Source organism: Rathayibacter sp. AY1C2 (assembly GCF_002931195.1).
Classification (GTDB): Bacteria; Actinomycetota; Actinomycetes; order Actinomycetales; family Microbacteriaceae; genus Rathayibacter.
The window spans coordinates 20,134-40,358 of the sequence record NZ_PSWG01000011.1 but is presented as its reverse complement, the minus strand read 5'-3'; the positions used below and the strand labels follow the sequence as shown (position 1 = coordinate 40,358).

The window sequence follows — 20,225 nt, the reverse complement described above, 5'->3', positions numbered from 1 at the left end:
CTCGGCCGACGGCGTCCCACGGCGACGGGCGGCGACGCGGACGGGGCGTGCCGGTACCGTACCCGGCGGCCGGGCCGCTCCTCCCACCGCGGGGCCCCGCTGCTCCCGGGCGTGGGGACGCGGCCCCTCCGATGCGGGATGCGAGGATGGGCGGGTGTCTGAGCGAAGCCGTCCGTCCATCTTCTGGTTCCTCGCGGCGGCGGTGATCCCCGTGATGACCGCCTCGGTCGACCTGCGGATCCGGAACGGCGACAAGATCCCGAGCACCGGAGCCTTCGTGTTCGCGCCGAACCACTACAGCGAGATCGACCCGATCATCACGGGCTGGACCCTGTGGCGCGCCGGCCGCGCACCGCGCTTCCTCGCCAAGGCCTCGCTGTTCTCGGTGCCCGTGCTCGGCTCGATCCTGCGCGGCTCCGGGCAGATCCCCGTCGAGCGCTCGGGCTCGGTCCGCGGCAGCGAGCCGCTGAAGACCGCCAAGGCTCTCGTGGACGAGGGCCGCTCGGTCATCATCTACCCCGAGGGCACCCTCACCCGCGACCCCGAGCTCTGGCCGATGCGCGGCAAGACGGGAGCGGTGCGGATGGCGCTGCAGTACGGCCTGCCTGTCGTCCCGGTCGCGCACTGGGGTGCGCAGCAGCTGATGGGCCGCTACTCCAAGCGGATCACCCTCTTCCGCCGCAAGCGCGTCGACGTGATCGTCGGCGACCCCGTCGACCTGTCCGCCTTCCGCGGACGCAGCCTCGACTCCGCCACACTCAACGAGGCCTCCGCGGTCGTGATGGCGGCGATCACCGCCCTGCTCGAGGAGCTGCGCGGCGAGGCGGCGCCCGAGAAGCGCTGGAACCCCTCCGAGCACAACCAGAAGGGCACGGGTCGCTTTGAGTCCGAGCAGTAGGAAGGCGCCCATCCCCGTGCCCCGCCGCGTCGCCGTCCTCGGCGCCGGCAGCTGGGGCACCACCTTCGCGAAGATCCTCGCCGACGGCGGCTCCGACGTCGTGATGTGGGCGCGCCGCGCCGAGCTGGCCCGCGAGATCACCGAGGCCAAGCGCAACAGCGACTACCTCCCCGGCATCAACCTCCCGCGCAACATCCGGGCCACGCCGCGCATCGAGGAGGCGCTGGAGGGCGCGGACCACGTCTACCTCTCCATCCCGTCGCAGTCGCTGCGGAGCAACCTCGAGGCGATCACGCCGTTCCTCACCGAGCGCACGGTGCTGGTGAGCCTGATGAAGGGCGTCGAGAAGGGCACCGGCCAGCGGATGAGCGAGGTGATCGCGCAGATGCTGCCGGTCTCTCCCGACCGGATCGCCGTCGCCTCCGGGCCCAACCTCGCCCTCGAGATCGCCAAGGAGCAGCCGACCGCGGCGGTCATCGCCTCCGAGAGCCTCGTCACCGCGCAGGAGGTGGCTCTCGCGGCGACCAACCGCTACTTCCGCTCCTACGTCAACACCGACGTGATCGGCACCGAGTTCGGCGGCGTGCTGAAGAACCTCATCGCCGTGGCGATCGGCATCGTCGACGGCGTCGGCTACGGCGAGAACACGAAGGCATCGATCATCACGCGCGGTCTCGCCGAGATGACCGACTTCGCGGTCGCGTACGGCGGACGGGCCGAGACGATGGCCGGACTCGCTGGGCTCGGCGACCTCATCGCGACGTCGAGCTCGTCTCTCTCGCGCAACAACACGGCCGGGCGCCTGCTCGGCCAGGGCTACAGCTTCACCGACGTGGTGAAGTCGATGCAGCAGACGGCGGAGGGGCTCGCCTCCGTCGCGCCGGTCCTCGAGCTGGCGCGCGCCAGGGGAGTCGACATGCCCATCGTCGAGCAGGTGTCGCAGGTGCTCGCCGGTACGCTCGATCCGAAGGACATCGCGCCGCACCTGACCACGGATTCGGACGAGCCACAGGGTGAGAGGAACCTCGATGACCAGCAAGCTCCGCGTGGCCGTTCTGTTCGGGGGGCGCTCCAGCGAGCACTCGATCAGCTGCGCAACGGCGGCCGGGGTGCTGCGGGCGATCGACCGTGACCGCTTCGAGGTGATCCCCGTCGGGATCACCTCCGACGGCGCCTTCGTGCTCGAGGAGGACCGTCCTGAGAAGTTCGCTCTCGATGCCGCGTCGCTGCCCCGCGTCGAGGACGACGGCTCCCGTGTGCGCTGGCCGGAGTCGGCCCTCTCGCGTGAGCTCACCGTGACGACCGAGGACGGCGCGACGCGCTCGCTCGGCGAGGTCGACGTGGTGCTGCCGATCCTGCACGGCCCGTGGGGCGAGGACGGCACCGTCCAGGGGATGCTCGAGCTCGTCGGGCTGCCCTACGTCGGCTCGGGCGTGCTCGCGTCGGCGCTCGGCATGGACAAGCACTTCACCAAGACGGTGCTGCGGGCCGCGGGCCTCGCGGTGGCGCCCTGGTACCTCGTGACCGAGGCGGAGTGGCGCGCCGACCCGGGCGACGCCTCCTCGGCCCTCGACGAGCTGAGCCTGCCCGCGTTCGTGAAGCCGGCGCGGGCCGGCTCGAGCGTGGGCGTCAGCCGGATCGACGAGCGCGAGCAGCTCGAGGCCGCGCTGGAGGAGGCGTTCGCGCACGACTCGCGGGTGCTGATCGAGTCGGGCATCGTCGGCCGCGAGGTAGAGATCGGCGTGCTCGGCGGCCGCCGCGGTGCTCCGGCCCGCGCCTCCGTCGCCGGCGAGGTGGTCGTCACCGGCCGCGGCTTCTACGACTTCGAGGCGAAGTACCTCGGGGCGTCCGGCATCGAGCTGGTCTGCCCGGCCGATCTCACCGACGGCGAGCTCTCCGAGATGCGGTCCCTCGCGATCCGCGCCTTCGACGCGATCGGAGCCGAGGGCCTCGCCCGGGTCGACTTCTTCCTCACCGCCGACGGCTTCGTCGTCAACGAGATCAACACCATGCCCGGCTTCACGCCGGTCTCGATGTTCCCGCGCATGTGGGGCGCGAGCGGCGTGGACTACCCGGACCTGATCAGCGAGCTGCTCGACTCGGCGCTCGACCGCGTCCCGGTCGCCGCCCGATGACGTCGGCGCTCGCGCTCCGCGTCGAGGCGGGCGCGGCCGCGGCGCCCTTCGAGCAGATCCGTGAGCAGATCACCGCTCTGATCGCCGCGGGCGAGCTGCCGGTCGGGATGCGGCTGCCGCCGGTGCGCGCGCTGGCCGAGACGCTGGGCGTCGCCGCGGGGACGGTCGCCCGCTCCTACCGGGAGCTGGAGTCGGCGGGCCTGGTCGAGACGCGCGGCCGGGCGGGCACGGTCGTCGCGGGAGGCGTGGATGCGCTGGAGCGTGAGCTGCAGGCTGCGGCCGCCGTGTTCGCGTCGCGCGCGCGTGAGCTGGGGGCGACCGCCGATGGTGCGCTCACCGCAGCGAGTCGAGCCCTCGGCGTCTGACGCTGAAGCTCAGCCGGTGGGCGTGTCCGTCGGATCGAGGGTGTCGGCGTCCGAGACGTCGGTGCACTCGCGCGTCTGCGGGACGTAGGAGACGGCGTTCGCCAGGTCGAGCGCGGCGGAGGATCCGGACGCGCGGCTCTGGTCGACGGTGATCTCCACCGCGGGATCGCGCCCGTAGGTGGTCAGCGTGTAGATGTCCTCGTCCTTCTGCGTCTCGTCGATGATCCAGTCGACTCCGCTGACGTTCACGCAGAGGTCCGTCGTCGGGCCGGGCACCTCGACTCCGCAGTGGAGGATGACGGCGGCCGGGGTGCCCCAGGCGGCGGTGCCCTGAGCGTTCGTCTCGCGCTCGGGCTGCTCCGCGACCACGTCGGGCAGGCGCACCGAGACCTCGGCGCAGCCGGTGCTCGTCGCATCGGCGGCGGGCTCGAGTGCGACGCTGGCCGAGCAGCCCGAGAGCAGCAGGACGGCGGCGGCGGCGAGGAGGGGGGAGCGGAGTCGGCGGGGGGACATCGCCGTCAACGCTAGCGTGTGAACCATGGCAGAGGATCGGAGTCCCACCCTGGCCGAGCTCAGCGAGGGCGAGGTGCTCGCGAGGGTGCTGGCCCGGCTCGGCGGCCCGGGCGCGGAGACCCTGGTCGGGCCCGGCGACGACTGCGCGGTGCTGCGGGCTCCCGACGGCCGCTTCGTGGTGACCACGGACATGATGGTGCACGGCCCCGACTTCCGGCTGGCCTGGTCGAGCCCGGCGGACCTGGGCTGGAAGGCGGCGGCCTCGAACCTCGCCGACGTCGCGGCGATGGGGGCCCGTCCCACCGGGCTCGTCGTCGCGCTCGCGGCGCCCCAGTCGCTGGGCGTCGACGTGCTGGAGGGGATCGCGGGCGGCCTCGCCGCCGGCTGCGTCGCGATGGCGCCGGGATGCGGAGTCGTCGGGGGAGACCTGTCCGCCTCCGCGACGCTGACGCTCTCGATCACGGCGTTCGGCTCGCTCGACGGACGACCGCCGGTGCTCCGCAGCGGTGCGAGGCCGGGGGACGTGCTCGCCGTGGCCGGCCCGCTGGGACGAGCGGGGCTCGGGCTGCGCCTGCTGTTCGAGCAGGCGCGGCGGGACGGGGAGCCGTCGGCCGACCTCGCCGACCGGCTCCGCGAGCGGCATCCGTCCCTCCTCGAGGCGCAGCTGCGCCCGACCGCGCCGATCTCCGCGGGCGAGGCCGCGGGCGGGACCGCCACCGCGATGATGGACGTCTCGGACGGCGTGGTGCTCGACGCCCGTCGGATGGCGCGTGCGAGCGGAGTGGCGATCGACCTCGATGCCGCGGCGGTCGACGTGCACGCGCGCGGGCTCACGGGGGTGGAGGGCGTGGACCTCGACCTGGCGAGGGCGCTGGTGCTGGGAGGTGGCGAGGACCACGCGATGCTCGCGTGCTTCCCGCCCGCCGCGGCGCTGCCGGAGGGCTTCGTCCCGCTCGGGGCCGTCCGCGAGGGGGCCCCGGAGGTGCGACTGGGCGGGGTCGCGCTCGAGGGGCGCGGGGGCTGGGACCCGTACCTCGGCTGGGACGGCGCGGCGGGCTGAGGCCGGTCAGCCGGCCGGGGAGGAAGCGGGCGAGACGGGCGACGCCGGTGAAGCCCACCAGATCGTGGTCTCGCCGTAGTCCTTCCTCCGCTCCCGCTCCAGACCCGCGGGCCAGCGCGGCTCCGGGCTGCGGGAGCTCCGCTCCACGACGACCACCGCGTCCTCGCGCAGCAGCGGCAGGACGCCGGCGAGGTCGGCGGCGAGGTCGTCCTCGCCGAGGTCGTAGGGCGGGTCGAGGAACACCGTGTCCGTGTTGAGGGCCGGGGAGCCGTCGAGGAAGGAGCGGACCGAGCCGGTCACCACCTCGATCCGCGGGGCGGGCCGCTTGTTCTTGGCAGCCGCGGTCGCGATCGCCCGTGCGTTCTCGCCCGCGGTCCGGGCGGCCTTCGGGTCGCGCTCGACCAGGACGACCGCGCTCGCTCCGCGGCTGGCCGACTCGAGCCCGAGGGCGCCGGAGCCCGCGTAGAGGTCGACCACCGTCGCGCCGTCGAGGGCGTCCCGGGCCTCGAGGGCCGAGAAGACGGCCTCGCGCACGCGGTCGCTGGTGGGGCGGGTGCCCGCGCGCGGGACCCGGAGGGTGAGCGAGCCGGCGAATCCGGCGATGATCCTGGTCACCGGACCGAGCATAGGGCGGCACCCCTGCCTGCGGCGTCCGGTGGCCGCCGCGCGGCTCCCGCCTGGCGGCACACTGCGAACTCGCGGAACCTGGACCCTTTTCCCGTCAGGACTGCGAGAATCCGTAGCTATGACGTCGCTCGAAGACACCCGCTCCGCTGTCGGCCGCCGAGCGGCACCCGAGACGCCCCTGACCCGCGAGGAGTTCACGGCGCACTGCGGCGCCGTCCTCGGGAACCTCACCCGCGTGATCGACGGCAAGTCGGCCGAGGTCTCGATGGCGCTGACGGTGTTCCTCGCCGGTGGGCACCTCCTGATGGAGGACGTCCCCGGCACCGGCAAGACGGTCCTGGCGAAGTCGCTGGCGGCCTCGGTCGGCGGCAGCGTCGCGCGCATCCAGTTCACGCCCGACCTGCTCCCCTCCGACGTCACGGGGGTCTCGGTCTACAACCAGGCGACCCGCGACTTCGAGTTCAAGCCGGGCCCGGTCTTCGCGAACATCCTGATCGGCGACGAGATCAACCGGGCCTCGCCCAAGACGCAGTCGGCGCTGCTGGAGTGCATGGAGGAGCGCCAGGTCTCGGTCGACGGCACGACCCACCTCCTCCCGCGCCCCTTCGCCGTGATCGCGACGCAGAACCCGGTCGAGATGGAGGGCACCTACTCGCTGCCCGAGGCCCAGCGCGACCGCTTCATGGCCCGCCTCTCGCTCGGCTACCCCGATGAGCGCGCCGAGCTCGAGATGATCCGCACCCGCGACTCGGCCAGCCCGCTCGAGGAGCTGCGGCCCGTCGTGGGCCTCGCCGAGCTCGAGCGGATGATGGCCTACGTGCGCTCCGTGTACGTCGCACCACCTGTGCAGGAGTACGTGGTGGCGATCATGCAGGCCACGCGGGTGGACCCCGAGCTGCGGCTCGGGGGGAGCCCGCGCGCCACGCTCCAGCTGATCGCCGCCGCGAAGGCGCTCGCCGCCCTCAGCGACCGCGACTTCGTGGTGCCGGACGACGTGGACGCGCTCGCCGTCCCCGTGCTCGGCCACCGCCTCCTGCCCGCCACCCGCCTCCCCGGCCGCTCCGGCGCCGGATCCTCGCACTCGGTCACCGAGATCGTGCAGCGCATCGTCGCGGCCACCCCTGTCCCCTTCGGCAACCGTGGCGACTGAGGTCCGCGCCGCCGAGACGCCGTCGTCCCGTCTCGGCGGTCTGCCCGCGCTCCGCGGGGTCGCGCTGACGCTGCGCGGCTGGGCGCTCGTTCTGCTGGGCGTCGCGGGAGTGGTGATCGCGCCGCTGTCGGAGTTCCGCGAGCTGCTGTTCGTCGGCCTGGTGCTGCTGGGCCTGCCCCTGGGCGCGCTCGTCTCCCTGCTCCTGGCGCCGGCGTCGTTCCGGGTGCAGCGCCGCTTCGCTCCCCAGACCGTCGCGGCCGGCGACGTGGTGGAGGTCGACGTGCTGCTCGAGAACCGCGGCCGCGCCGTCCGCAGCGGGGCCCGCGCCCACGACCGGCTCGAGCGCGTGGAGCGCGGGGTCGTCGTCGGCCGCCCGGTCGCCGAGGGCGTCTTCGGGCTGCCGGGCGTCCCGTCGGGCGGCCGCGTGCGCGCCCGCTACCGTCTGCCCGCCGAGCGGCGCGGGATCCACCGCATCGGCCCGCTGCGCCTGGTGCGCGGCGACGGCCTCGGGCTCGCGCTCCGCGAGAGCGTCGTGGGGGCTGCGCAGCCGTTCGTCGTGACTCCGCGGGTCGTGCCGCTCGAGAGCGACGTCCTGGACGCGCACGGAGCAGGCGGATCGAGCCCGGTCGCGCACGCGACGGCCGGCGCCGGCACGGACGACGTGATCCCGCGCGACTACCGCCCGGGGGACGCCATGCGCCGGGTGCACTGGCGGGCGAGCGCCCGCTCCGGTGAGCTCATGGTCCGCCAGGACGAGCAGAACACCGATCCGCACGCGTGGATCCTCCTCGAGACCCGGGCCGAGCGCGTGCTCGAGCGGCGCGGCGACGACCGGCTCGAGTGGGCGGTGTCGATGACGGCCTCCCTCGCCGTGCACCTGCTCGACCGCGGCTTCGAGACCCACCTCGTCGAGACGGGTGCGGACGGCGAGCCGGAGCACTCGGAGGACGAGCGCGAGGTGGCGCACGACGTGCTGCTGCGCCTGGCCGAGCTGGCGCCCTCGCGCGAGTCGGTCGACGCGGTGACCCGGATCTCGGCCGACATGCGCGACACCGGGGGAGTGCGACCGGTCTTCGCCGTGCTCACCCGACTCCTCGAGTCGGACCTCGATGGCCTCGGCTCCCTGGCCGCGCAGTCGCGCCCCGCGATCGCCTTCGTCGTCGCCGGCACCGCTGAGGAGGAGGCGGCTCTCGCCTCGCTCGGCTGGTACGCGGTGTCCGTCGACCCGAGCGCCTCCGTCGAGGAGGCGTGGGCGCAGGCCCTCGCTCTGCGGGTGGTGGCGTGAGCCGCCGCGTCGAGAGCGATCCGCGCGCCGGGTCGGCTCCTCTGAGCGGTCTGCTCTTCCTCGCGATCACGGCCGCCGCCGCCGGGATCGGCCGCCTCCTCGTCGGCGTCGACTGGCTGGTGCTCCTCGCGAGCGCGGTCGCCGTGGTGCTCGGCGTCCCGGCCGCCGCCCGGGCTCTGCGCGTGCACCCCGTCGTCCCGCCGATCCTCGGCACGCTGACGATGGTCGGCGTGCTGACCGCGATGTTCGTGCCCGGTCGGGCCCTGCTGTTCGTGATCCCCACGCCCGGCGCCGTCGCGCAGGCGGAGGCGCTCGCGCAGGGCGGCTTCCAGTCCATCGCGCAGCAGGGGCTCCCGGCGGTCGCCGACGACGGCATCTCGTTCCTCCTGATCGGCGGGGTGGTCGTGCTCGCCTGGGCGGCCGACCTGTTCGCCTTCTCCGTCCGCCTCCCCGCCCTGGCCGGTCTGTTCCCCGCGGCGCTGCTCGCGGTACCGGCGATTGTGGACCCCTCCGAGGTGTCCTGGGCGAGCCTCGTCGTCACCGCGCTCGCCTACGCGGGCGTGCTCGCCGCCACGGCCGCCCCCCGCCGCCCGAGCGGCCCGAGCGCGGCCTCGGCCGTGCTGCCCGCCTTCGCGGCCGTGACCGTCGTCGTCCTGGGCGCGGGAGTCGTCGCCGGCTCGGCGGCCGGCTACGCGCGCACCACCGCCCCCTCGGGCGTCTCCGGCAGCCTCTTCAACGGCGCGATCGACCCGGTGGTCGCCCTCGGCGCGGACCTGCGCCGCCCGAACCCCGTGACCGTGCTGCGCTACGCCACCGACTCCGACCTGCCCGTCTACCTCCGCGTGCTGACCGTCTCGGACTTCGACGGTGACGACTGGGCGCCGAGCGAGACGGAGCAGACCGCTCCGATCGACGCGCCGATCGCGCCCGAGGGGCTCTCCGAGAGCGTGCCGCGCGAGGCGGAGGAGGTCGACGTCTCGGTGGAGACGCTGCGGAGCCAGTGGCTCCCCGTGCCGTATCCGGTCTCGTCGCTGACGGGCGTCGGCGACGGCTGGCTCCAGGACGTGCAGGACGGCTCCATCCGCGGCGACGCGACGACCCGCTCCGGAGACGACTACCAGGTGCAGGCGCTGCGGCTCGAGCCCGACCCGCAGCAGCTGCTCGCCGCTCCCGCGCCGTCCGGCGTCGACCGGTACCTCTCGCTCCCCGACGACGTGCCCGAGATCGTCCGCACCACCGCCGAGGAGGTCACGGCGGAGGCTCCGACCGCCTACGACCGGGCGCGCGCGCTGCAGACGTACTTCCGCTCGTCCGAGTTCCGCTACTCCGAGGACACCCCCGCGGAGGAGGGCTACGACGGCGACGGAGTCGGCGTGCTCGCGGCGTTCCTGACGACGAAGGAGGGCTACTGCGTCCACTTCGCCTCGGCGATGGCGGTGATGGCGCGCGAGCTCGGGATCCCGTCGCGGCTCGCCATCGGCTACCAGCCCGGCTCCGTCGTGCCCTCCGGCGGCAGCGACCTGACCACCTACCGCGTCCTCTCCTCCGACCTGCACGCCTGGCCCGAGCTGTACTTCGAGGGGGTCGGCTGGCTGCCCTTCGAGCCGACGCCCAGCCGCGGCGCTCCGGCCTCCTACACCCTGCCGAGCGCGACGGCGTCCTCGGGCCCCACCGCCCCGGGCTCGACCGCGACCACCGCGCCCGGTGCGACCAGCGCTCCCGCCGCGACACCCACTCCGACGGCCGCGTCGGCGACGCCGACCCCCGGTGCCGTCGGCGCCTCGAGCACCACGGCGGCTCCCGCGGCCACGCTCTGGGTGCTGCTCCTGCTGCTCGTGCTCGTCCCCTGGCTGATGCGCGCCGTCCAGCGCGCGCTGCGGCGCCGGTCCGCGCGCTCCGGCTCCGTCGAGGCCGCGTGGGCCGAGCTGCTGGCGACCGCCCGCGACCTGGGCGTCCCCGTGGAGGACACGGAGTCTCCGCGCGCGCAGGAGGCCCGCATGGCTCCCGCCCTCGACCCCGGAGCGGCGGCACGTCTGCAGGGGCTCCGGGAGCGCGTCGAGCGCCGGCGCTACTCGCCGTCCGCGAGCGAGTCGGAGGCGTGGGACGACGCGACCGCCGTGGCCACCGCGCTCCGCGGCTCCGCGGGTGCCGGTCGTCGGGTGCTCGCGTCGGTCGTGCCGCGCTCGGCGCTGGACCCGGTCGCCCGGCTCGCGCGTCCGAGGTCCGACCTATGATCGCTAGGTGATCCCGGACCCCCTCGACGCCTCGCTCGCGCCGCTGATCGGGCCGCGCACGGCGAGTGCGGTCGAGAAGGCCTTCGGGTACCGCACGGTCGGCGAGCTCCTGGGCCACTACCCGCGCCGCTACGCGAAGCGGGGCGAGCTGACGGCGCTCTCGCGTCTCCCCGTGGGAGAGAGCGTGACGATCGTGGCGGAGGTGCGCGAGGTGCGCGAGCGGCCGATGCGCAACCGGCGCGGCACCCTGCTCGAGGTCGTCATCTCGGACGGCTCGGGCACGCTCTCGCTGACGTTCTTCGGACAGCCCTGGCGCGCGGCGAAGCTCCACCGCGGCGTGCGCGGGATCTTCGCGGGCACGGTCTCGATGTTCCGCGACACCCCGCAGCTCACGCATCCCGACTACCGCCTGTTCGACGACGAGGAGGCCGCCGCGACGGAGACGGGAGGCGGTGAGCTCGCGAAGGACTGGGCCGAGCGTCCGATCCCGATCTACCCGGCGACCAGCGCGCTCTCGAGCTGGCAGCTCCAGGCCGCGATCGGCGTGCTGCTGGACGGCCTGCGCGACGTGCCGGACCCGATGCCCGAGCAGGTGCGCGCCGGCCGCTCGCTGCTGGGCCTCGGCGAGGCGCTGGAGCTGATCCACCGCCCGCAGCGGGAGGGCGAGGAGGCGCAGGCGCGCGAGACGCTGCGCTTCCACGAGGCGTTCCTCCTGCAGCTCGCCCTGCTCGAGCGCCGGGCCTCGGCGCGCAGCAGCCCCGCGACCGCCCGCGTGCCCGGCCCCGGCGGGCTGCTCGAGCGCTTCGACGCCGCGCTGCCCTTCGCCCTCACCGGCGACCAGACCGCGGTGGGGCACGAGATCGCCGCCGACCTGGCCGCCGAGAGCCCGATGACCCGGCTGGTGCAGGGCGAGGTCGGCTCCGGCAAGACCCTCGTCGCGCTCCGGGCGATGCTCGCCACGGCCGAGAGCGGCGGGCAGGCGGCGCTGCTCGCTCCCACCGAGGTGCTCGCGGGGCAGCACCTCCGCTCGATCGCGAGGACCCTCGGCCCGGAGCTCGCGGCCGAGCTGGTGCCGACCCTCCTCACCGGCGGGCTGGGGGCGGCGCAGCGCCGCGCGGCCCTCCTCCGGATCGTCTCGGGCACGGCGAAGATCGTCGTCGGCACGCACGCCCTCCTCGGCGACGCGGTCTCCTTCTACGACCTGGGCCTCGTCGTGATCGACGAGCAGCACCGCTTCGGCGTGGACCAGCGGGACGCCCTGCGCCGGAAGGGCGCCACCCCGCCGCACGTGCTGGTGCTGACGGCCACGCCCATCCCGCGGACCGTCGCCATGACGGTCTTCGGCGATCTCGACACCTCGACCATCCGCGAGCTGCCCGCCGGGCGCCCCGGCATCACGAGCCACGTGGTCCCGCTCGCCGACCACCCCGCGTGGATCGCGCGGGCGTGGGAGCGCGCCGAGGAGGAGATCCGCTCGGGGCACCAGGTCTACCTCGTCTGCCCGGCGATCGAGCCGGGGGAGCCCGCCGAGGGCGCGCAGCCGCCCGAGGAGGACGCCGCCGCGTCGCTCACGACCGTCGCGGCCACGCTGGAGGGCGTGCGCGCTCATCCGCTGCTCGGGAAGCGGCGGTCGGCCGCGCTGCACGGGCGGATGACGACGGAGGAGAAGGACGCCGTGATGCGCTCCTTCGCCGCGGGGGAGATCGACGTCCTGGTGTCGACGACGGTCATCGAGGTCGGCGTGGATGTGCCGAACGCCTCGATGATGGTCGTGCTCGACGCGGAGCGGTTCGGGGTCTCGCAGCTGCACCAGCTCCGCGGGCGCATCGGGCGCGGCGGCGTCGCGGGGGTGTGCCTGTTCGTGACGGCGGCGGAGGCGGGGACGGTCGCGCGCGAGCGGGTGGAGGCGGTCGCCGCGACGCTCGACGGCTTCGCGCTCGCCGAGGTCGACCTGGAGCTGCGCCGCGAGGGCGACGTGCTGGGCGACTCGCAGTCCGGCGGGCGATCGTCGCTCCGCCTGCTGCGGGTGGTGCAGGACGCGGACGTGATCGTGGAGGCGCGGGCGCTGGCGGAGCGGCTCCTCGCGGAGGACCCGTCCCTCGCCTCGCACGATCGGCTCCGTGCCGCGCTCGAGCGCCGCGTGCAGGACCGCGACCGGGAGTTCCTCGCCAAGAGCTAGGCGGTGCCCGCCCGCTACTCTGTCGGCATGGCCCGCATCGCCGTCGTCCCCGGCTCCTTCGACCCCGTGACCCTCGGTCATCTCGACGTGATCGAGCGGGCCGCGCGCCTGGTCGACGAGCTGCACGTCGTGGTGGTGCACAACCCCGCCAAGACGGCGCTGCTGCCGATCGCCCAGCGCGTCTCGCTGATCGAGCAGTCGATCGCGGAGGCCGGGCTCGAGGGGCGGATCGTCGTCGCCTCGTGGAGCATGGGCCTGCTCGTCGACTACTGCACCGACGTCGGCGCGAGCATCCTGGTGAAGGGCATCCGCTCGCAGGTCGACGTGGCGTACGAGACCCCCATGGCGATCGTGAACCGCAACCTCGCGCACGTCGAGACGGTGTTCCTCCTGCCCGATCCCGCGCACGCCCATGTGTCGAGCTCGCTGGTGCGGCAGGTCTCCTCCCTCGGCGGCGACGTCGCCCCCTACGTGCCGCCCGCGGTCGCCGCGTACCTCGCCGCCGGCTGAGGCGCCGCCGATCGTCCACCCGGGCGATCCCGGGCCGTGGACCCGTGCGCCCGCGGCAGCCGGGAGAATGGACCGGTGAGCGAGACGCGCGTGCAGGCCTGGGCCCTCGACGGCATCCCGGAGGTGACTCCCGGTGACGACCTGCTCGAGCTGATCCTCGCGGCCGTCGCCGCCGCCGCCGAGGAGGACCGGCCCGCGGACGGCGACATCCTCGTGGTCACGAGCAAGATCGTCTCGAAGGCGGAGGGGCGCGTCGTCGCCGCGGCCGACCGCGAGGACGCGATCACGGCCGAGACCGTCCGCGTCGTCGCCACCCGGGCGCACGGGTCCGGCGTCACCCGCATCGTGGAGAACCGCCTCGGGATCGTGCAGGCGGCGGCCGGAATCGACGCCAGCAACGTCGCGGAGGGGACGGTCCTCCTCCTCCCCGTCGACCCGGACGCCTCGGCGCGGGCCCTCTGCGCGGGTCTCCGGGAGCGGCTCGGCGTGGAGGTGGGCGTGCTCGTAAGCGACACCCTGGGCCGCGCGTGGCGGGTCGGACAGACCGACGCGGCCATCGGAGCCGCGGGCGTCCTCGTGATCGACGACCTCCGCGGCGGGGTCGACGCCCTGGGGCGCACGCTCGGAGTGACCATGCCGGCCGTGGCGGACGAGATCGCCGCGCTCGGCGACCTGGTGAAGGGCAAGGCGAGCGGTCGCCCCGTCGCCGTCGTCCGCGGGCTCGCCCGCCTGGTGACGGGGGTCGAGAGCCCGGGCGCCCGCACGCTGACCCGCACGGGCCCCGACGACATGTTCCGCCTCGGCGCCGACGAGGCCTTCGCCGAGGGCTTCGCGGCCGGAGCCGCCTCGCGCGAGGAGCGCGCGTGACCGGCTGGAGCGCGGTCGTCGTGTTCAAGGGCCGCGGCGGCTCGAAGACGCGCCTCGACGTGCCGGGCCGCGCGGCGCTGGCCGAGGCGTTCCTCCTGGACACGCTCGCCGCCGTGGCCGCCGCGGAGCCGGTGGTGAGCCTTCTCCTGGTCACCTCCGACGCCGGTGCGGCCGACCGCGCACGGGCGGAGCACCCGCAGCTGGTGGTGGTGCCCGACCCGGGGACCCTCGACGCCGCCGTGTCCGGGGGAGCCGAGGCCGCCCTGCACCGCCGGCCGGGCGCCCCGGTGATCGTGCTGACCGGGGACCTGCCCGCCCTGCTGCCGTCGGACCTCTCCGAGGCGCTCGCGACGCGGTCGCTCCCGGCCGTCGTCCCGGACCGCGAGGGGAGCGGCACCACGGCGCTCCTGCTGGCGGCCGGAGCCCTCGTCGCTCCGGCGTTCGGCCCGGGCTCGCTGGCCCGGCACCGCGACGCGGGCTGCGCCGTCGTCGTGCTGCCCGGCTCGTCGACGCTGAGGCTGGACGTCGACACGCTCGCCGATCTCGGCGACGCGGAAGAGGCCGGCGTCGGCCCGCACACCTCCCGCGCGCTGGCCGCAGCGGCCTGAGGCGCAGGGAGTCCGAGCCGCGGACGCGGTCAGCCGGCGAGCAGCCCCGCCTCGAACGCCGCCGTCAGGCCCGCGTCGATCGCGAGCGGTGCGCCGTCGACCGAGCGGACGGGGATCGCCCGCCGGGTGCTCGACACCAGCCACGCCGCATCGGCACCGGTGAGCGCCGTGACCGGCAGCTCGCGGCGCGACGACGCGAGCCCGCGGCGCTCGCCCAGCGCGAGGACCCGCTCGACCGTCGTGCCGGCGAGCACGCTGCCCGAGAGCGGCGTCGCGAGCACCCCGTCGCCGAGGAGCACCAGGCTCGACGTCGCCCCCTCGAGGAGAAGCCCGTCGCTCGTGCGCCAGACCACGTCGTCCGCGCCCCGGGACGCCGCCTCGCGCAGCGCCGCCCGGGTGACGGCGCCCGAGGTGGTCTTGACACCCGGGAGCAGCCACGGCGCGAGCGGACCGCTCGCGTACCCGCGGTCCAGCACGACGACGGCCGCGCCCTTCTCCCGGAGCGCGCTCGAGTCGGGAGTCGGAGCCGCGCGCACGGTGCACCGGGCGGAGTCGCCCGACCCGTGGGCGGCGATGAAGCGGATCGTCAGGTCGTCGACCCGGTCGTGCTCCGCCACGGCGAGGTCGACCGCTCGGGACCAGAGGGGCGCCTCCGGGATCGTCAGCCCGACGGCCCGGGCCGATCCGGCCAGCCGCGCGAGGTGCTCGCCGAGCGCGCGGGGACGTCCGTCGAGGACCGCGACGGTCTCGAAGACCCCGTCGCCGCGGAGGTAGCCCGCCTCGTCGACGCGGACGAGCGGACCCTCCGGGTCGCGGAGGACGACGGCGCCGGAGGTGATCTCGACCAGGACGGGGGTGCTCATCCGCCCATCCTGCCCCCGGCGGAGCCTCAGCGGGGGAGGAGGCCGCTCGCCACGTCGGACGGCTCGACGATCTCGCGCCACGGCTCCGGCCGGAGTCCTGCCGAGCCGAGCACGTCGGCCCCGGCGAGGAGGTCCACGTCGAGACCGGTCAGCTCGCCGATCGCGGCGACCGGCAGCTGGAACGTCCTGAAGCCGCCGAGCGGCACCAGGCCCTCGCGCACGCGCTCCACGAGCTCGCTCTGGTCGAGCAGGTACGCGCTCGTCGCGAGCGTCGATCCGTCCGGGCTCCACGCCGCGATCTTCCAGAAGCGGCGGGGGATGCCCGTACCGCGGTAGACCGGGTCGTCGTCCGCGAGCACGGGCCCGGTGAAGACGCTCAGGCGCGTGCGCCAGGTCTGCGCGTACTCGAGCACCAGCGTCTCGAGCCCGAGCCACAGCTCCTGCGACTGGTTGAAGCCGCTCGCCTGGGGCGCGGCGTTCGTGTAGCAGAAGCTGTCGCGGTTGGCCGCGGCGGCCTCGCCGCGGTCGCCCCACACGGGGTCGCGGCGGCGGACCAGGTGGCCGCGGTCGAGGTCGTTGCGGGCGTACACCTCCGGCCCGGTCTGCTCGGAGGCGGGGATGCTGTCGTCGAGGTGCCAGTCGTCGCCTCGGCCGAGCTCGACCAGGCGCGCGCCGTCGATGTTCACGGCCGTCGAGACGGCCAGGCGCCGCTCCGGATCCAGCAGCACCTCGAAGTGCGTGTACGGCAGGAGCCGCACCGGGCGCTCGACCCTCAGGCGCGGCGCCGCCGCGGGGACGCCGAGGAAGTCCGCGTCGAAGCTCACTCCTCGACCTCCGCCGTCGGAGTCGCCGTGGCTGTCGCTGTCGGGGTCGCCGTGGGCGTCGCCGGGGGAGCCTCGGTCGCGGGGACTCCCGTGCCGGTCGGAGCCGGAGCCGGTGCCTGGGTGGCGGGACCCGGGACCTGCGAGCCGTTGCTGATCAGCAGGGCTATGTCGGAGTAGCGCGCGACGGTCGTGCCCGCGGCCGGGTCGGTGCCCGCCACCACGCCGGCGGGGAGCGACGAGTCGATGGTCGCCCCCTCCTCGACGTCGAAGCCGAGGTCCTCCAGCGCCTCCGTGGCGTCGTCGACCGAGCGGCCGGAGACGGTCGGCACGGCGATCTGACGGCCGTTCAGCAGGGCGCTGCTGGGCTCCTCGAAGTCGTCTCCGCCGTACTTCTGGTCGGCGCGGGTCATCACCGAGTTCCAGATGTAGTGGCGGATGTTGGAGGCGTACGGGCGGCTCTCGAGCTCCGAGTTCGGGAAGCGGACCTCGCGCATCGAGGTGTGGCCGTCGATGTTGCCGACCCAGACCACGGTCGCGACGCGCGAGCTCGCCCCGTCCATCCAGGTCGATTCCGCGTTGTCGGTGGTGCCCGTCTTGCCGATGTGCTCGATGCCGTCGTCCGGGTCGGACTGGGCGGCCGTGCCGCCGGTGACGACGCGCTGCAGGGCGTAGTTCGCGACCGCCGTCAGCTCGGGGCTGAGGGCCTGGTTGCAGGTGGAGGTCGGCGGCTGGACGGCGGCGCCGGTCGCGTCGGTGATCGAGTCGATGGCGATCGCGGAGCAGGCGGTGCCGTTGTTGGCGAAGCCGGCGAAGGCGGTGACCATCGAGAGGGGGGAGATGAGCGTGTCCGAGCCGAGGACGGCGGACGGCTTGTAGTCGACCTCGCCGCCGTCGGCCGCCTTCACGCCGAAGCCGACCGCGCGGTCGCGGATCGCGCAGAGGTCGAGCTGCTGCGCCATCGAGACGTAGACGGTGTTGATCGACTGCATCGTGCCGGTCAGCACGCTGTAGCTGCCGTTCTCGCTGTCGTCGTTGTTGACCTCGTAGGAGGTGTCGAGCTCGCCGCCCGGTGCGCAGCTGGCGGGGAAGCCCGAGAAGGTGCGCTCGCGGCCGTTGATCGTCTCGTTCAGGGTGCGTCCGCTCGCGAGCCACTGCGCGAGCGTGAACACCTTGTAGGTCGATCCGACCTGGAACCCGGCGGAGCCGCCGTAGGCCGTGTCGGTGTTGAAGTTGACGGCGGAGAAGTTCGCGCCGTTGACGGCGCCGGCCGCGTCGTAGTCCTTGTTCTGCACCATCGCCAGGATCCGGCCGGTGCCGACCTCCATCGAGACGGTCGCGCTGCCGATGTTGGTGTCGAGAGTGGGGACCTTGGGGACGGCGTTGTTCGTCGCGTTCGCCGCGGTGTCCTGCAGGTCGCGGTCGAGCGTCGTGTAGATCTTGTAGCCGCCGCGCTGGAAGTTCGCGAGGCGGGTGTCCGCGTCGTCGCCGAACGCCGGGTCGTTCTGGACGACGCGGGTGATGTAGTCGCAGAAGAAGGCCGCGTTGCCGGCGGTCTGGCAGCCGGTGGGCGTCTGCGTGATCGCGGGGACGACCTCCTCGGCGACGGCGGCGTCGTGGTCGGCCTGCGAGATCTTCCCCTCCTGCAGCATCTGGTCGAGGACGTAGTCGCGGCGGATCTTGTTGTCCGGGATGTTCTCGGGCTGGTCGATCCTGAGGCCGTTGGGGTTGTTGACCGTGGCGATCAGGCTCGCGGCCTGCGCCAGGCTCAGGTCGGCCGCGCTGGTCGAGAAGTAGTACTCGGCCGCCGCCTGGATGCCGTAGACCTGCCCGCCGAAGCCCGCGATGTTGAGGTAGCCGAGGAGGATGTCGTCCTTGCTGTACTTCTTCTCGAGGTCGACGGCGAGCTTCATCTCCTTGAGCTTGCGGCTCGGAGTGGTCGCGGTCGCCTCCTCGTAGGCGGCCTCGGAGGCCGCCTCGTCGGTCGCGCTCAGCGACTCCGCCTTCTGCACGAGGACGTTCTTGACGTACTGCTGAGTGATGGAGGATCCGCCCTGGAGGTCCCCGCCGACGATGTTGCTGAGCACCGCGCGGATCGTGCCCTGCAGGTCGACGCCGCCGTGATCGTAGAAGCGCGGGTCCTCGGTCGAGACCGCCGCGTCCTTCACGGACTGGCTGACCTGGTCGAACGCCACCTCCTCGCGGTTCTGCGCGTAGAAGGAGGCGAGCAGCTCGTCCGAGCCGTCGGTTCGCTTCGCGTAGATCTCGGTCTTCTGGGCCAGCTGGCCGAGCTCGAGGTACTCGGGCACCGTCTCGAACAGCCCGATCGGGTTGTTCTCGGCGAGACCGGTGACGGCGAGGGCGGGAGTGACCCCGACCGTGATCAGCAGGCCCCCGGCGAGGCTGGCTCCGACGATCCCGAGGACCCGGGCGAGCACGCCGCCGCGGGCGGTTCCTTGCGCAGACATGGCTACGAGAGTAGGCGACGAGTCTGGATCCGTCGTGCGGCCGCGCTCGGGGGCCCGGATGCCCGCCCTCCCGGCCCCGGGAGCGGCGGCCGCCGGTACGGTGAGCGGGTGACCAGAGCCCGAGCATGACCGCCTCCGCCGACCCCGCCGAGACGCGCCGCCGCGCGGTGCTCGTGGTGGCCGTCCTCGCCTCCTTCGTCGCCTTCCTCGACGGCACCGTCGTCAACGTCGCCCTGCCCGCCATCACCCGCGAGCTCGGCGGCGGGCTCGCGGTGCAGCAGTGGGTGGTCGACGGGTACCTGATCACGCTCGGCGCGCTGATCCTCGTGGCCGGCTCGCTCGCCGACCGCATCGGCCGGGCCCGCAGCATGACCATCGGCCTGATCGGCTTCGGCGTCACCTCGCTGCTGTGCGCGCTGGCCCCCACCGCCGAGGTCCTCATCGTGGCGCGGATGCTCCAGGGCGCCGCCGGCGCGATCCTCGTGCCCAGCTCGCTCGCCCTCATCATCGCGACCGTCCACGGCGCCGCGCAGGCCCGGACGATCGGCGCGTGGACGGCCTGGACCGGCACGGCGACGATCGCCGGCCCCGTGCTCGGCGGCCTGCTGGTGGACGCGGGCTCGTGGCGGTACGTCTTCGCGCTCAACCTGCTGCCGATCGCGGTGACGCTGGTCCTGCTGCGCAGGCTCGGCGCGGTCGACTCGGGGACCCGGGTGCCGATCGACGGCGTCGGCGCGGTGCTCGGGGTGATCGGCCTGGGAGGGCCGGTGTTCGCGCTGATCGAGCAGGAGCGGCTCGGGGTCCAGCATCCGCTCGTGCTGACCGCCCTGATCGGGGGAGTCGCCGCCCTCGTCGCGTTCGTCGTGTGGGAGCGGCGCGCGGCGCATCCGATGCTGCCGCTGTCGCTCTTCGCGTCGCGGAACTTCACCGTCGGCAACGTCTCGACGGCGTTCGTCTACGGCGCGCTCTCCTTCGGCTTCTTCGCGCTGGGCCTGTTCCTGCAGCAGACCCTGGGCTTCTCGGCGACCCTGGCCGGGCTCGCGACGCTCCCGCCGACGATCCTGCTGCTCCTGCTCTCGCAGGTCTCCGGGTCGCTGTCGGCGCGGTTCGGCCCGCGGCTCTTCATGGGCGTCGGACCGCTGATCGCCGCGGCCGGGTTCCTCCTGCTCTCCTTCGTCGACGAGGGCGCCGACTACGCCACGCAGCTGCTGCCGGGGATCCTCCTCTTCGGCTTCGGCCTCGCGGTGACGGTCGCTCCGCTGACCTCGACGATCCTCGGCGCGGTGGAGGACGGGCACAGCGGAGTCGGCTCCGCCGTGAACAATGCCGTCTCGCGCATCGCCGGGCTGGTCGCCATCGCCGCGACCTCGCTCGTGGTCGGAGACTCGCTCGACGTCGAGGGCTTCTCCCGTGCCGCCGTCGCGACCGCCGCCCTCCTGGTCGCCGGCGGCGTCGTCTCCCTCCTCGGCATCCGCAACCCGGCTCCCGCCGACCGCTGACGACCGCTCCGGGGAGCGGCACCGACCCCCGTCCGGGGTGCGGCGCCCCGTGTTCACGCAGTGTCCGCCGATCCTTCGACGGAACGTGGATGAAATAGTTGTCGCTACATGGAATACTGATCGACGTCGATGCGCTTGCATAC

At 74.1% G+C, this 20,225-nt stretch carries 18 protein-coding genes; 13 read left to right on the top strand and 5 right to left on the bottom strand.

All coding sequences use genetic code 11. The features are described from left to right. The first annotated feature begins 154 nt into the window (after window positions 1-154). The 4 genes from C5C55_RS09685 to C5C55_RS09670 are packed head-to-tail and all read left to right on the top strand — an operon-like array spanning window position 155 to window position 3,398. Complete coding sequence (locus tag C5C55_RS09685; protein WP_244229445.1) at window positions 155-898, top strand: 1-acyl-sn-glycerol-3-phosphate acyltransferase; 744 nt, start codon at window positions 155-157, stop codon at window positions 896-898. 16 nt (window positions 899-914) lie between these two features. Continuing rightward, entirely contained in the window at window positions 915-2,030 is a 1,116-nt protein-coding gene (locus C5C55_RS09680) for an NAD(P)H-dependent glycerol-3-phosphate dehydrogenase (RefSeq protein ID WP_181067828.1), read from the top strand. After that, window positions 1,927-3,033 carry a D-alanine--D-alanine ligase family protein gene (locus tag C5C55_RS09675; RefSeq protein ID WP_104233769.1) on the top strand — a complete coding sequence of 369 codons (1,107 nt, stop codon included), beginning with the start codon at window positions 1,927-1,929 and terminating at the stop codon, window positions 3,031-3,033. Before C5C55_RS09680 ends, C5C55_RS09675 begins: the two co-directional genes overlap by 104 nt. Continuing rightward, on the top strand, window positions 3,030-3,398 hold the full coding sequence (locus C5C55_RS09670) for a GntR family transcriptional regulator (protein ID WP_104233768.1): 369 nt from the start codon (window positions 3,030-3,032) through the stop codon (window positions 3,396-3,398). Before C5C55_RS09675 ends, C5C55_RS09670 begins: the two co-directional genes overlap by 4 nt. 9 nt (window positions 3,399-3,407) lie before the next feature. Here the strand turns inward: C5C55_RS09670 and C5C55_RS09665 are convergent, their stop codons facing one another. Continuing rightward, window positions 3,408-3,911, bottom strand: a complete 504-nt coding sequence (locus C5C55_RS09665; RefSeq protein ID WP_104223096.1) for a DUF3515 family protein — start codon at window positions 3,909-3,911, stop codon at window positions 3,408-3,410. Between the two features lie 25 nt (window positions 3,912-3,936). On the opposite strand from C5C55_RS09665, the gene thiL reads away from it, so the two are divergent. Then, window positions 3,937-4,971: a thiamine-phosphate kinase gene (gene thiL, locus C5C55_RS09660; protein ID WP_104233767.1), complete on the top strand. Its 1,035-nt coding sequence runs from the start codon at window positions 3,937-3,939 to the stop codon at window positions 4,969-4,971. Between the two features lie 6 nt (window positions 4,972-4,977). On the opposite strand, the gene C5C55_RS09655 is transcribed toward thiL, so the two are convergent. Further along, window positions 4,978-5,586 (bottom strand): RsmD family RNA methyltransferase, encoded by a 609-nt coding sequence (locus C5C55_RS09655; RefSeq protein ID WP_104233802.1) that lies wholly within the window; start codon window positions 5,584-5,586, stop codon window positions 4,978-4,980. A 130-nt stretch (window positions 5,587-5,716) separates the two neighbouring features. Here C5C55_RS09655 and C5C55_RS09650 point away from each other — a divergent pair, with 130 nt between their 5' ends. The 7 genes from C5C55_RS09650 to cofC all read left to right on the top strand — a co-directional run bounded on the left by C5C55_RS09650 (window position 5,717) and on the right by cofC (window position 14,431). Beyond that, entirely contained in the window at window positions 5,717-6,748 is a 1,032-nt protein-coding gene (locus tag C5C55_RS09650; RefSeq protein WP_104225624.1) for a MoxR family ATPase, read from the top strand. After that, window positions 6,738-8,033, top strand: coding sequence for a DUF58 domain-containing protein (locus C5C55_RS09645; RefSeq protein ID WP_104233766.1), 1,296 nt, complete (start codon window positions 6,738-6,740; stop codon window positions 8,031-8,033). The genes C5C55_RS09650 and C5C55_RS09645 overlap by 11 nt, the downstream gene beginning before the upstream one ends. Further along, window positions 8,030-10,267 (top strand): DUF3488 and transglutaminase-like domain-containing protein, encoded by a 2,238-nt coding sequence (locus C5C55_RS09640; protein ID WP_104233765.1) that lies wholly within the window; start codon window positions 8,030-8,032, stop codon window positions 10,265-10,267. Before C5C55_RS09645 ends, C5C55_RS09640 begins: the two co-directional genes overlap by 4 nt. Before the next feature lie 7 nt (window positions 10,268-10,274). After that, on the top strand, window positions 10,275-12,446 hold the full coding sequence (locus C5C55_RS09635; RefSeq protein WP_219812341.1) for an ATP-dependent DNA helicase RecG: 2,172 nt from the start codon (window positions 10,275-10,277) through the stop codon (window positions 12,444-12,446). 27 nt (window positions 12,447-12,473) lie between these two features. Further along, window positions 12,474-12,956, top strand: a complete 483-nt coding sequence (coaD, locus tag C5C55_RS09630; RefSeq protein WP_104233800.1) for a pantetheine-phosphate adenylyltransferase — start codon at window positions 12,474-12,476, stop codon at window positions 12,954-12,956. Between the two features lie 75 nt (window positions 12,957-13,031). Then, window positions 13,032-13,823: a coenzyme F420-0:L-glutamate ligase gene (locus C5C55_RS09625; protein ID WP_258065218.1), complete on the top strand. Its 792-nt coding sequence runs from the start codon at window positions 13,032-13,034 to the stop codon at window positions 13,821-13,823. Then, the gene (gene cofC, locus C5C55_RS09620; protein WP_104233764.1) at window positions 13,820-14,431 is read left to right on the top strand and encodes a 2-phospho-L-lactate guanylyltransferase; all 612 of its coding nucleotides are present in this window, start codon (window positions 13,820-13,822) and stop codon (window positions 14,429-14,431) included. The genes C5C55_RS09625 and cofC overlap by 4 nt, the downstream gene beginning before the upstream one ends. Before the next feature lie 29 nt (window positions 14,432-14,460). Here cofC and C5C55_RS09615 read toward each other — a convergent pair whose 3' ends face one another. From C5C55_RS09615 to C5C55_RS09605, 3 genes are read right to left on the bottom strand one after another with little or no spacing between them, the layout of a single operon-like run. Further along, complete coding sequence (locus C5C55_RS09615) at window positions 14,461-15,294, bottom strand: aminotransferase class IV (protein WP_104233763.1); 834 nt, start codon at window positions 15,292-15,294, stop codon at window positions 14,461-14,463. 26 nt (window positions 15,295-15,320) lie between these two features. Then, the gene (locus C5C55_RS09610; RefSeq protein WP_258065220.1) at window positions 15,321-16,118 is read right to left on the bottom strand and encodes a DNA/RNA non-specific endonuclease; all 798 of its coding nucleotides are present in this window, start codon (window positions 16,116-16,118) and stop codon (window positions 15,321-15,323) included. Beyond that, window positions 16,115-18,583: a transglycosylase domain-containing protein gene (locus tag C5C55_RS09605; RefSeq protein ID WP_104233762.1), complete on the bottom strand. Its 2,469-nt coding sequence runs from the start codon at window positions 18,581-18,583 to the stop codon at window positions 16,115-16,117. Before C5C55_RS09605 ends, C5C55_RS09610 begins: the two co-directional genes overlap by 4 nt. Before the next feature lie 125 nt (window positions 18,584-18,708). Here C5C55_RS09605 and C5C55_RS09600 point away from each other — a divergent pair, with 125 nt between their 5' ends. Continuing rightward, complete coding sequence (locus C5C55_RS09600; protein WP_104233761.1) at window positions 18,709-20,082, top strand: DHA2 family efflux MFS transporter permease subunit; 1,374 nt, start codon at window positions 18,709-18,711, stop codon at window positions 20,080-20,082. Window positions 20,083-20,225: the final 143 nt, after the last annotated feature.